Source organism: Niastella caeni (assembly GCF_004834005.1).
Lineage (GTDB): Bacteria > Bacteroidota > Bacteroidia > Chitinophagales > Chitinophagaceae > Niastella > Niastella caeni.
The window spans coordinates 111,668-125,135 of record NZ_STFF01000006.1 but is presented as its reverse complement, the minus strand read 5'-3'; the positions used below and the strand labels follow the sequence as shown (position 1 = coordinate 125,135).

General features: G+C 47.6%; 8 protein-coding genes. 3 read left to right on the top strand and 5 right to left on the bottom strand.

Annotated elements, in window-relative coordinates:
• Positions 1 to 273: 273 nt before the first annotated feature.
• The 4 genes from FAM09_RS20975 to secDF form a co-directional block, all read right to left on the bottom strand.
• Entirely contained in the window at positions 274 to 831 is a 558-nt protein-coding gene (locus FAM09_RS20975) for a DUF1003 domain-containing protein (RefSeq protein ID WP_136579110.1), read from the bottom strand.
• Positions 832 to 856: 25 nt separating this feature from the next.
• Positions 857 to 994, bottom strand: coding sequence for a hypothetical protein (locus FAM09_RS31295; protein WP_153825470.1), 138 nt, complete (start codon positions 992 to 994; stop codon positions 857 to 859).
• A complete protein-coding gene (locus tag FAM09_RS20970) occupies positions 994 to 4,419 on the bottom strand; it encodes a glycosyltransferase (protein WP_136579109.1) in 3,426 nt (1,141 codons plus the stop codon). Before FAM09_RS20970 ends, FAM09_RS31295 begins: the two co-directional genes overlap by 1 nt.
• Before the next feature lie 223 nt (positions 4,420 to 4,642).
• Complete coding sequence (gene secDF, locus FAM09_RS20965) at positions 4,643 to 7,705, bottom strand: protein translocase subunit SecDF (protein ID WP_136579108.1); 3,063 nt, start codon at positions 7,703 to 7,705, stop codon at positions 4,643 to 4,645.
• Between the two features lie 347 nt (positions 7,706 to 8,052).
• Here secDF and FAM09_RS20960 point away from each other — a divergent pair, with 347 nt between their 5' ends.
• The 3 genes from FAM09_RS20960 to FAM09_RS20950 all read left to right on the top strand — a co-directional run bounded on the left by FAM09_RS20960 (position 8,053) and on the right by FAM09_RS20950 (position 12,732).
• The gene (locus FAM09_RS20960) at positions 8,053 to 9,243 is read left to right on the top strand and encodes a pyridoxal phosphate-dependent aminotransferase (RefSeq protein ID WP_136579107.1); all 1,191 of its coding nucleotides are present in this window, start codon (positions 8,053 to 8,055) and stop codon (positions 9,241 to 9,243) included.
• Between the two features lie 185 nt (positions 9,244 to 9,428).
• Positions 9,429 to 11,465, top strand: a complete 2,037-nt coding sequence (locus FAM09_RS20955) for a glycoside hydrolase family 127 protein (RefSeq protein ID WP_166437218.1) — start codon at positions 9,429 to 9,431, stop codon at positions 11,463 to 11,465.
• Positions 11,466 to 11,763: 298 nt separating this feature from the next.
• Positions 11,764 to 12,732 carry an MBL fold metallo-hydrolase gene (locus FAM09_RS20950; RefSeq protein ID WP_136579106.1) on the top strand — a complete coding sequence of 323 codons (969 nt, stop codon included), beginning with the start codon at positions 11,764 to 11,766 and terminating at the stop codon, positions 12,730 to 12,732.
• Between the two features lie 78 nt (positions 12,733 to 12,810).
• Here the strand turns inward: FAM09_RS20950 and coaE are convergent, their stop codons facing one another.
• Complete coding sequence (gene coaE / locus FAM09_RS20945; protein WP_136579105.1) at positions 12,811 to 13,413, bottom strand: dephospho-CoA kinase; 603 nt, start codon at positions 13,411 to 13,413, stop codon at positions 12,811 to 12,813.
• Positions 13,414 to 13,468: the final 55 nt, after the last annotated feature.

Below are 13,468 nucleotides of genomic sequence, written 5' to 3'. Positions count from 1 at the left end.
AAAACAGGTCGGTTTCTTTAGGGTTTAAACGTCGCTCCGGGTGGGCGGCGTTTTTTGTTGTTACCGGTTACAGGTTCCAGGGCTTGTTACCGGTTGCCGGTTATCGGTTGCCGGTTTGCTGGATGCCAATTGTTAAAATGATACTTCCTCATTGAAAGAATATGTTTCAAGTTCCAGGTTTCATGGCTTCATGTTTCGGCCTCACAGGTAACAGTCTACCCTTGAAACCTGCAACTTGTACCAGGCGTTTTCCGGTAACCATTATTACATTAGCTAGTTAGATTTCCTCTTTTCTTCCCTTACAATCGCCTGCAGCAGCCTGATCTGCTCGGCCTGTGATTCTATCAGCTTTTTAAATTGTTCCTGCATCAGCAGGTCCATTTTCTGGTGCAGGGTCCTGATCTCGATCTCCGCTTTCAGGTTCACCTGGTAATCGTTCTCATTGCGTTTGCGGTCTTTTTCTTCCTGCCGGTTCTGGCTCATCATAATTACCGGGGCCTGTATGGCTGCCAGGCACGAGAGGAGCAGGTTAAGTAAAATGAACGGGTAGGGATCGAACCGGTGCCTGCCTGTCAGCAGCAGGTTGATGAAGATCCAGATGCATAGCAGTACTGCAAACCAGGTGATGAACTTCCAACTTCCGCCGAAGCGGGCAACCCGGTCGGCCAGGCGCTGGCCCATTGTTAATTCTTCATCCTGCGGCTGGCTGAGGTTCTGCAGCAGTAATTTTTCCTGTTCTATCGATTGCAAAACGATCTCATTCATTTTCTTCAGGTGATCGTTTTCCGTATCCAGCAGTTCGTTGATGTATTTTGCTTTAATAGCGCGCATAGTGAAAAGTTGATAAGTTAATAGGTTACCAGGTACCAGTTGCCGGTTTCCGGTTACCAGGATTTGAATTTCGATCGCTCTGCAAATGATCGGGTTCTCCAAATTTTTGGCCCGGTATCTGGTAACCGGCAACGGTAACAGCATTCACTTTTACTGACTCCACTATTGTTTCATTACAACGTTATGTGGCGCATTCGTGGTTTGCATACTTCCTGTGCGTTTCAATACGCCCCAGCCCTGCAATTCGCCTTTAATAGCCTTCAGGAAGGCTTTAAACAATACCGCCAGCATCAACCAGCGATAGATGAACCGTTGCGGCAACAACCATAGCAACCGCGATTTCTTTTCTTTCTCAAAATGGAACGCCAGTACCGATACGGCCACATCAACCAGCATGAATAATCCATAGTAGAGAAGTATATGTTCGGCATTTCCGGTAAGGATACCGATAAGCATAAAGAAATCGGCTACCGGCGCAAAAGCGGGTATAATGAACTGGAACAAAAGGATGTTGGGGAATGCCGCCCAGCCCAATCCTTTCTGCTGCTTACTGAACAGCACACCACGGTGTTTCCAGAAGGTTTGCATTACCCCGAAGCTCCAGCGAAACCGCTGTTTGATGAACATCTTTACCGATTCCGGCGCTTCGGTAAATGCCAGGGCTTCATGTTCATTGGCAATGGTATATCCCTGCCGTAATATTCGAACCGACAGATCGCAATCTTCCGCCAATGTATCTGTTGTAAAACCGCCGGCATCTTCAATAGCCTTTTTGCGAAAAGCGCCAATAGCGCCGGGCACTACGGTAATGCCATTCAGCCAGGCAAAGGCTTTGCGATCGAAGTTCTGGCTGGTAATGTATTCTATAGACTGCCAGCGGGTGAGCAGGTTGACAAGGTTGCCCACTTTCACGTTTCCGGCAACAGCGCCAACTGTAGGGGCCTCCCCAAAATGCCGCATCATTTTCGGAATAGCATCCGGATGCAATTGCGTATCTGCATCTATACAAACAACATATTCCGCTTTGGATTCATTTATGCCGAAGTTGAGGGCAGATGCTTTGCCGCCGTTGGGTTTGGTAAAGACCCTTACTTTGGGATTATGATGAAAGGCATTGTATACTTTTTCGTAAGTGCCGTCCTTACTTCCGTCATCTACAAAAATGACCTCGGTATTGGGCCAGTTGGTCTTTAGTAAATTGTTCAGGGAGCTAACGGCATTCACCGCTTCGTTATAGGCCGGTACAATCACCGATACCAGCGGGTATTGCGTGATGGGAGCCCATACCATCATATTCTCTTTTCGGCGTTGTTTAATGGCCAGGTACGCCAGAAACGACAATCTTACTATTGACAATACAATGAATGCAACGAATAGAATGAATAACAGCTTTCCGGCCCAGTAGCCCGATTCTGCCAGCAGGTAATTGAATTGTACCAGGTAATATCCTTTGCCTTTGGGTACGGCGGGCATCAGCTCGGCTTTTTTCTTTCCCAGTAAATCAGCTATAGTGGTAAACTGGTAACCGTGTTTTTTATAGTAACTGATGATGCGTGGCAACGCTTCAATGGTTGCGTTACGGGTATCGCCACCGGCATCGTGCAACAATATAACGTTTCCGCTTAATCCGGCAGCGGTCAGTTCCTCTTTGCGCCTGATGGTGCGCGCTACAATACTGTCGGCTGTAATCCCGGGTTCCCAGTCGAGCGGGTCAATTGATTCGCCCACATCCAGGTAATTCTTTGTGCGCGCAATGGCCACCGGTAGCAGCTCTTCCATTTTCTCCGGTTCAAAATCGGCATTATAGGGCGCCCGGAATAAGATCGTGGAGTGACCGGTGATGCATTCAAGCAGCAGGCGGGTGCTTTCCATTTCCAACGTGGCCCGTTTGGGTGAGATCCCGGCTATGTTGGGATGGGTAAAGGTGTGATTGCCCAGTTCATACCCTTCGCGGTACATGCGTTTTATGATGGGAATATTTTTTTCGGCATTAATGCCCACTACAAAAAAGGCAGCCGGCACGTTTTCTTTTTTCAGAATGTCCAGCACCCGGGGCGTCCAGGTAGGGTCGGGGCCATCGTCAAAAGTGAGCACGAGTTTTTTGGGGTCGGCCTGTCCGTATTTCTTTACCACGAACATACCGGGCAGGCTGTCGTAATGTTCTTCACTGATCAGCATATCGGTGCTGTCCAGCTCGGTCCTTATATGGCCATTGACAGGGGTAGACAGAATATCGAGCACTTCGCCTTCACCCATATAATCTACATCGTTACTCGATGGTACAGTAGTAATACTTTTAAAATCGAACGATGCGAGGGCTGCTTTTTGCATGTCGTGGTTATAGAATTTCCAGATGCGGCTGTCCTCACTGCCCAGGCGCCAAAGTGCGGTTCCTGCCAAACCGTATTCGGTAGCAAAGCGCATGCTGTTAAAAGTGGTGGCTGCATCCATGAAGTACACCTCATGTGGTTTGTCGTTATCATCGTAATAATTGTAATGCAGGTTATACGAGTCGTTGTCGAAATCAATCTTGCCTTCCGACTCCCGGGCTGTGGTCAGCGCCTGCTGGTAAGTAATGGTAGTAGCCGAACCGTTCTTTGGCCAGTCGTACCCATAGGCGGCCAGCGACAATACCAGCTGGTTGGACGGAATTTCGCGCGCCACTTTGTCAACCGCCGCTTCAATCCACTGCTGATGTGCAATAGGGCCGGGAGCGGTATTCTCTGCATATTGATCATAGGCCATTAAAAAAATGTAATCGTTGTATTTGGCCAGTTCTTCATAGTTGTAATCGTCATTAAAGGGCGCCACATCCTGTGTTACCAGCAATCCTTTTTGGTGCAGGCGGGTATATAATTCTTTTTGAAAGGCAATTAATGGTGCATCCGATTTTTCCTGCAGTTCTTCCAGGTCAACATTCACCCCAATGAATTGATTCTTTTGCAGAATATTTATAACGTCATTGATCAGCCGTTCTCTCTTAACTGAATCCGTGAGGATGCGGTGTACCGGTTCGCCCAAAAACTGTGTTTTATAATTGTTCGAAAGGATGGGCATGATGGGCACGCCACTTTTTTTCATAACGGCAAGGGCCCGTTCGTCTACCTGTGTATAGATGGTATCGGCTTTGGGGTCAATGAACATCCACTCGGGGATCACCAGGTTGAGGTTGGAAATATTTCGTTGCAGTGAGAAAAACGATTGCGGGTCCCAGGCAACATAAAAAGCAGAGCGAAGGCCACTGGGGAAACGGTTGAATGATTGGGGCGGTCTTCCCACAGTCCCCGCGACAGGCAGGGAGGGAGTACCCATCCCCGCTAAAAGCTGAGCTGCTTTTTTCTCTTTCGCCGTAATATATTTCTGAAATCCCGGCGCCAGTTGCTTGCAGGAAGGGGAGGGGCGATTGTCGGGTAGCCATTTCGTTAACTGGGCCGTGTGATTGTTAAGCCGGGGAACGGCAGGTGTGTATACCTGTTGCAGTGCAACTATCAATACGGTTATGGATACTATAACGGCCAGTAAAACAAAACCGCCGATCCATTTAAAGCGGTTCCACCGGGTTGAAGAGTTTGTCTGGAAAATTTGCATACATGTCGGTTTAATAAGGTATTTCGTCTGTTTCATACTGTATGAATGCAAAGTTGGTAAGAGGATAAATGGCGGGCGGTTAATGGGTGGTTATTTAGGAGGTTACAGGTTAATGGTTGGTTAAGGAGGCAATGGATCACTGGAGTTTAATTGAAACTGTTGCCTAAAAATAAAAAGCCCCCCGGTATACCGGAGGGCGCTTAGATATAAGAATGAGATTGAATTACGCTTTCTTCGCCAGTGCAGGCTTTTGGGCGGCCGATGTACCAGCTTTTTGAGCAGGTGCAGGTTCACCCAGCGGTTTGTCTTTGGCAAAGTCTACCAGGATCGGCGCTGCTACAAAGATCGAAGAATAAGTACCGGTAATAACACCTATCAACATGGCAAAAGCGAATCCTTTGGTTACCTCGCCACCCACCAGGAAGAGGATGAGGATAGTGAGGAACACCGTGAGCGACGTCATGATGGTACGGCTCAGGGTGTCGTTGATCGCTTTGTTAAGAATGGTGGTTTTATCGGCATTGTGCATGGTGTGACTGTATTCGCGAATACGGTCGTACACGATCACGGTATCGTTCATTGAGAAACCGATCACCGTCAATATCGCCGCAATAAAATGCTGGTCAATTTCGAGCGGGAAGGGCACTACATCTTTCAGGAACGAGAATACCGCCAGCGTTACCAGCACGTCGTGCAGCAAGGCTATGATGGTTCCTACTGAATAACGCCAGTCGCGGAAACGGATGAAGATATAGATAGCGATGATCAGCAGTGACCAGAAGGTAGCCCATTGAGCACCTGCTTTAAGGTCATCAGAAATAGTTGGGTTAACCTTTGTACTACCTTCTACCAGGCGGGTATTGAAATCCTGCAGGGTAGTAGCTTCGGGTAAGTAAGGTTTTAAACCGGTATATAAAGTGCTTTGAACGGCTGAATCAACCGTAAGGCCAGCTTCATTGATGCGGTAGTTAGTGGTAATGCTCAGCTTATCGGGGCCGCCATATGTTTTAATAACGGGCGGATGGCCGAATGTTTTCTCCAGTGCATTGGCGATCTCTGTTTCATTCACCGTTTTGCCAAAGTTCACTACATAACTTCTACCACCGCTGAATTCAACCCCGTATCTGAAACCGTGGAAGAAAGATGCCACACCCACCAGCAATACAACTGCTGAGATGACATAAGCAACCTTACGGTATTCGATGAACTTGAATGCCGCGTGTTTGAAGATGCGTTTTGATAAACTGGTAAAGTAAGTGAAGTGCCTGTTCTTATTAGTATAGAAATCGGTAATAAGGCGTGATACCAGGATACCGCAGAACAACGATAACAGGATACCGAGGATCTGGGTGGTAGCGAAACCTAATACCGGACCTAAACCATATATGAACAGAATAATGGCTGTTAACAGGGTAGTAATGTGCGCATCGAGTACCGGTGGTAATGAGCGCTGGTAACCCAGTTTAACTGCCTGGGCATAATTGCTGCCTCTCGACAATTCGTCCTTGATACGTTCAAAGATGATTACGTTGGTATCAACTGCCATACCGATGGTTAACACCAAACCGGCAATACCGGGCGCTGTTAAAGTGGCATTCAGGGCGCTTAGTACACCTATAGTAAACAACAGGTTCAATATAAGGGCAATGTTGGCTACAATACCGGCGGTATTGTAATAAACCAGCATCAGGGCAAATATTACGATAAACGAAATTCCAAAGGCCATCATACCGCCATTTACAGCCTCAGCACCAAGGGTAGGTCCTACCACTTGTTCCTGTACTATAATGGCTGGTGCTTCCAGTTTTCCGGCTTTTAAGATGTTGGCCAGGTCATTGGCTTCTTCTACAACCAGTTCCTGGTTTTTACCGCCTGAACCCATTGTTATGCGGGAGTTACCGCCGTCAATTTTTTGAATTACGTTGGGCGCGCTGTAAACGATATCGTCCAGTACAATGGCGATGGGTTTGCCCACATTCTTTTCCGTAAGGCGAGCCCATGTTTTGGCGCCGCCGGGGTTCATTTCCATGGAAACAGCCACTTCATTGGTAATTTGGTCAAACTCCTGGCGGGCATCTACGATCGCATCGCCTTCCAGGCTGGCGCCATCTTTACCAGGCACTGTTTTAATGGCATACAGTCTGAGGAAATTGCTCAGTTTGCCATCATCGTCACGTTCTTGTTTTCCCCACAGGAATTTAATGTTAGCCGGAAAGTTGTTGCGTACGGCCGGCAGGTTCAGGTACCGGTTAACGGTGCTTGTATCGGCTAACGTAGAAAGACCCAACGAAGGAGAGTAGCTTACTTTTCCTGTTTGTTGATCTTGCTGGGGAGGAATGAATTTTATTTTGCTGGCCAGAATATTGCGGCTGGCGGCAGAAGTGTCTTTTTTGGTAGAATCAATAGCGCCGGTTGAATCAGCACTAAGTTTTGATAATGACAGGTAATCGTCAAGCGCTTTAGAGGCGTTCATTACCGGGCTACCCAGCTCTTCGAGCGTATATACTTCCCAGAATTGCAGGTTAGCGGTCGATTGCAGGTACTTACGCACCCTTTCCGGATCGCTGGCGCCGGCCAGTTCCACGGTGATGATACCTTTATTTTCATCGAGGCTGATGTTCGGCTGCGCAACTCCAAACTTGTCAATACGCTTTCGCAGTACCTGGAAGGTCTGCTTCATGGCCGCATTGGCTTGTTCGTGAATGTAGGCCAGAACCTTGTTATCAGTAGCGTTTCCGCTCAGTTTGTTGTTTGAATTAGCGAACAGGGGGGCCAGTTTAGCGCCCGGGTTCTGTTGGCTGTAAGCAGCAGCAAACAGATCGATAAAGTTCTGATCACTGGTCAGTTTTCTGTTTTGCGCTTCAGCGATCGCTTTCAATAACGCTGGATCTTTGGCATTGTTAGCCAGGCCTTTAATAAGACCGTCGAGGGCTACGTCCATAGTTACGTTGATACCTCCTTGCAGATCAAGACCCAGCAACAGCTCGCTTTCTTTGGCTTTCTGGTAGGTTTGTCCCCACCAGGTAATTTTTTTGTCTCTGGAAGCAGTCAGCAAGCTATCGAGATAAGCGTCGCGTGCATTGTCAACGGTATCCTTGTAAAAGGCCCGGGCTTCGGTGTTGGTGGGGTACTTCAGGTCAGGAGTAAGAGGAAAGGTCCGTTTAACATAGGCATCTGCTTTTTTACCAATTTCTTTTTCGTGCTGGTTAACAAACCAGGTGAACGAAAGCTGGTATAAAGAGATCAGGATCAACAGACCTGCAAAAATGCTAACCAGTGCTCTCATTGGATTGTGTCGTTTATTTTTTTAGAGTTGGCAAAGATAGTGTTTTCGGTCAGAAACAAGGTAGTTTGTTGTGTTTCCAAGCCTTTTGGAATCCAGTTTTGAGGGAATTTTCAGCTAAATTCTGTTACCGGTAACCAGTTACCGGCTTCCGGACATGATTTCCGGAATTCAGGCCGCTTTTCAACCTTCCGGTAAGGCCCTGCCATTTAGCGGGTACCCGGGTGTGGCGGCCGGCAATTGTTAGCTGGTAACTGGCATCCGGTAACCGGTAACCAGAAATTTAGAAATTCTTCAATCTCAAATTAACTACTTTTGCGGCACAAAAAATCTATCAACCAATAAATAGTATGCAACTTTCATCCCGTTTACAGTTATTCAACGAGCCGGAAACCTTGAAGATGGCTAAGTTGGGCCGTGAATTGCGCGCCAAAGGAATTGATGTGATCGACCTGAGCCTGGGCGAACCTGATTTTGATACGCCTTCGCATATTAAAGAAGCTGCAAAGAAGGCCATTGATGATAACTGGAGCCATTATACTCCCGTGGCTGGTTATCCTGAATTGCGTGAAGCGGTTTGTACAAAACTGAAGCGTGATAACAACCTGTCATATAAACCTGAAAATATTATTGCCTCTACCGGCGCCAAGCACAGCCTGGCCAATGCCGTTTTTGCTACTGTAAGCAAAGGTGAGGAAGTGATCATCCCTACTCCTTACTGGGTAACCTATTCCGAGATCGTGAAACTGGGCGAAGGTGTAGTGAAACTGGTACCCACTTCTATCAAGAACAAGTACAAGCTCACTCCACAGGAACTGGAAGCTGCGATCAGCGATAAAACAAGATTGTTCATCTTCTCTTCTCCCTGTAACCCAAGCGGCAGCGTTTACAGCAAACAGGAACTGGAAGGCCTTGCCAATGTATTCCGCAAATACCCGAACTGTTATATTCTGTCTGACGAAATTTATGAGTACATCAATTTCGTAGGCAAACATGAGAGCATTGCGCAGTTTGAAGACCTGAAAGACCGCGTTATCGTATTGAACGGTTTAAGTAAAGGTTTTGCCATGACCGGTTACCGGTTAGGTTACCTGGCCGCTCATCCCGATGTGATTAAGGCTTGTGAGAAATTACAGGGCCAGTTCACCAGCGGTACCAACAGTATTACGCAACGTGCTGCCATCACTGCTTTAACTACCGACCTGAAGCCTTCCCTGGAAATGACGAAGGAATTCGAGCGTCGTAAAAAGCGCGTGATCGAACTGATGAATGCTATTCCTGGTTTAACTTTCCCTGAGCCAGATGGTGCGTTCTATGTATTCCCAACCGTTAGTGCTTTCTTTGGAAAGAGCGATGGCGAAGAAACCATTAAAGATGCCGATGACCTGTGCATGTACCTGCTGAATAAAGCCCATGTGTCTACAGTTACCGGCCGCGCCTTTGGCGAGCCTACCGCTATTCGTATCTCTTTTGCCAACAGCATGGAGAAAATTGAAGAAGCCTGGAAGCGCATCAGCACTGCACTGGCGAAGTTGAAGTAAGAAGTAGGACGACTGAAGTCAGAAGTCTGAAAAATAATATAAGACCCCGATAGTGGAAACACTGTTGGGGTTTTTTGATTTTAACGGGTATTTAAATCTTCCTTAATATTAGTGTCAAAAAGACAAATACAGCATTCCTATTAGTTTTTGTCATATATTTATTGCACAAAACGAGTGCTACTATTATGAAAAGATCCCTCCTTGCTGTTGCTCTTGTATCTGCCAGTACGGTACTGGCCCAGCCCAAAGATTATCCCGTTCAGGCGGTGAATTTTACGGCCGTAAAGTTAACCGATAATTTCTGGCTGCCGCGGATGAAGATCAACCACAACGTTACCATTCCCGCTTCCTTTGCGCGTTGTGAAAGTACGGGCCGGGTGAAGAATTTTGAAATGGCCGCTGCGCATAGCGGTAAGTTCTGCACCACGTTTCCTTTTGACGATACCGATATTTATAAAACGATTGAAGGCGCATCCTTTTCATTAAGCCTGTTCCCCGATAAAAAACTGGAAACTTATATCGATTCCCTGATCGATAAAGTGGGCAAAGCGCAGGAACCCGATGGCTACCTGTATACCGCCCGTACCATCGATCCGCAAAAGCCGCATAACTGGGCTGGCCCCGAAAGATGGGTGAAAGAACGTGAACTAAGCCATGAGCTGTACAACTCCGGTCATTTATACGAAGCGGCCTACGCCCATTATTACGCAACGGGTAAAAAGAACCTGCTGAACATTGCCCTGAAGAATGCTGACCTGGTTTGTTCGGTTTTTGGCGAGGGCAAACTTCATGTTGCGCCCGGTCATGAAATTGTTGAAATGGGCCTGGTTAAACTGTATCGCATTACCGGCAAACAGCAATACCTGCAAACTGCCAGGTTCTTTATTGAAGAACGTGGTCGCTATAAAGGCTATGATGCAAAGAGTAAAGACCCCTGGAGAAATGGCGCTTACTGGCAGGACCAACAGCCTGTTGCTGATCAACGGGAAGCGGTGGGGCATGCCGTTCGCGCCGCTTACCTGTATTCTGCTGTAGCTGATGTAGCTGCCCTTACCGGCGATGAAAAACTGTTGCTGGCCGTTGATTCCATCTGGCAGAACGTAGTAGCTAAAAAGATCTATGTGCAGGGCGGCCTGGGCGCTATTCCATCTGGTGAGCGTTTTGGCGATAATTACGAACTGCCAAATGCCACCGCCTACAACGAAACCTGCGCCGCTATTGCCGGGGTATACTGGAATTACCGCATGTTCTTATTGCACGGTGATTCAAAATATATGGATGTGCTGGAAAAGATGTTATACAATGGTTTGATCAGCGGGATAGGGCTCGATGGTAAATCATTTTTCTATGCCAATGCCATGCAGATCAAAAACCATTTCTCGCATCAAGCCATGGAACCCGAGCGTTCGGGCTGGTTCGATTGTTCCTGCTGCCCTACCAATCTTACCCGGTTGATCCCTTCTATACCTGGTTATGTATATGCTCAAAAAGGCGATGCCGTGTATGTTAACCTGTTTGTGTCGGGGAACGCCACCATGAATGTGCACGGTAAACCGGTGAGCATTGTGCAACAGAATAATTATCCCTGGGATGGCGCTTTAACCTTTACCGTATCGCCGCAAAAGACCGATGCCTTCAGCCTGCTGGTACGTATTCCGGGTTGGGCGCGAAATGAGGCCATTCCTTCTAACCTGTATACATTCAGTGATAATCCTGCAACTAAAGTTTCTATTTCTATAAATGGACAACCGGTTGAGTACTCCGTTGACAAAGGCTATGCGGTAATAAAAAGGACCTGGAAAAAGGGCGATGTGCTGAAGGTAGATCTGCCCATGGATGTACGCCGGGTAGTTGCCAGCGAGAATGTAAAAGACGACCAGGGCAAAGTGGCTTTACAACGCGGTCCGCTCATTTATTGTGCCGAATGGGCCGATAACAATGGCAGAGCGGCCAATATCCTGATCCCGCCCGATGCGGTATTCCAGGCCCGCTTTCAACCCGACCTGTTAAATGGGGTGGAAGTACTGCAAAGCGAAGTACCGGTGATAACGGTTGATGAAAAGGCGCAAACAGTTTCTACTAATCGAAAGTTGGTTACGGCCATTCCTTACTATGCATGGGCCAACCGCGGTAAAGGTGAAATGATGGTTTGGTTTCCTGAAAAGGTGAAAGATGTTGAAATAATAGGAGAGCAGTCTAAGCAGGAACCAGGGAAGAAATAAAGAAAAAGCTGCAAGCTACACGCTGCAAGCTGCAAGCTATCCCGCCTGGGCGGTACAAGCGAATACAGCCGAAAGCTGAAAGTCGAAAGCCAAAAGCAAATACAGTTTGCTTTAAGCGTTTGGCCTTCAGCTTTTAGTTTTAAGCCTTCAGTATGGTTTTCACTTCTCCATTCTACATTGGATATTCAATATTCGTAATTCTTCTTACTTCCTACCTTTTATTTCCTTCTTCATCTGGCATAGATTTTTTTATCTGTAAGGAAACTCTCTATTCCTTCCAATCATAAAAATTTCACCAATGAAAAGCGGAACGATACGATCAGTAGTCAATGCAAATTGGTTTACGGTGGCGCCCGGTATCTGGGGCTTGCGCGATGCTTTTGTTAACGTCTATTTCATTCATAACGCCGTTGAGAAAAAATGGATCCTGGTTGATGCCGGCCTGAAGCGCACAGCCAGCAAGATCAAACAACTGGCCGATAGCCTCTTTTGGCCTGAATCAACACCGGCTGCCATTATTTTAACCCATGGTCATTTTGATCATGTAGGATCTGTTTTGGAACTGGCCCGTGAATGGGATGTGCCGGTATTTGCTCACCTGATGGAGTTGCCCTATCTCTCAGGCCTGTCTGCCTACCCACCTCCCGATCCCTGGGCCGGTGGTGGTTTGATGTCGGTTGTTTCGCCGGCCTTTCCGAAAGGGCCCATCAATATCAGTGATCATATTCAATTGCTGCCCGATGATGGCAGCCTTCCTTTCTTACCCGACTGGAAGTACATTCATACACCCGGTCATTCGCCCGGACATATCAGCTTATTCAGAAAGAGGGACAAAGTACTGTTGGCCGGGGATGCTGTTGTTACCACCCGGCAGGAATCGGTATGGTCGGTCATGATGCAAACGCGTGTGTTGACCGGCCCGCCCAGGTACTTTACCTGTGATTGGAAGGCAGCGGCAAGATCGGTTAAAGCATTGGCGGCATTAGAGCCCGAAACGGTAGCTACAGGCCATGGCCAGCCTATGAAGGGTGAGCAAATGCGGAAAATGCTCCACAAACTGGCAGAGAACTTCCGGGAACTGGCAGTTCCTTCGCATGGCCGGTATTCGCGGGAGGCGGCCATTACCGATGCAGGCGGAGTAACCTATGTTCCCCGGCAGGTTAGCCGGATAACTCCAGGGGTTGCCGTAGCGGCAGGTGTAGCGGTGTTAGCGTTGACGGCGTGGTTGGTGTATCAAGGCAGGAAGAGTAATGTGCTGGCCTCTTAAAGAATGTCGAATATCCAATGTAGAATGTAGAAGTGAAGGCAAATGTTGTATTTCCCTTCTACATTGAACATTCTACACTCAATATTCGATATTACTTGCAAGCCCCAACAATTTCTCATGTAATGTTACAACCTGCGGTATCACCGCTTGCTGTTCATCATTATTGATAACAAAATCGCACAGGCGGATCTTGATCACTTCCTGTATTTGCCTGCTCATGCGGGCCAGTACCTGGTCGCGGGTTGAACCGTCGCGTTTCATTGCCCTCAGAATGCGTAATGGGGCAGGGGCCGAAACGCCAATAATATAATCGAGCTGGTCCTGGGTACCACTCTCAAATATCAGGGCTGCTTCCTTAATAGCATAGGGCGTGGTTTGTTTGCGCATCCATTGTTCGCCGTCGCGAATAGTGGCGGGATGCACCAGGGAATTGAGCAGTTCCAGTTTTTCTTTATTGTTGAAGACCTGGCTGGCGATGTAGGGCCGGTCGAGCTGGTTGTTTTTGTAGGCGGAAGGGCCAAAGAGCTGAATGATCTGTTGCCTTAGCTGCGCATCTTCATTCATAATGCGTTTGGCGGCTTCATCGGCGTAATATACCGGTATGCCCAGTACTTCAAATACTTTGGCCACAGTGCTTTTGCCACTGCCAATACCACCGGTTAAGCCGATTCGTAGAGTCATGAGGGCAAGTTAGTAATCAATAGGCAATACGCAATATGCAATAGGCAAGGTTGGC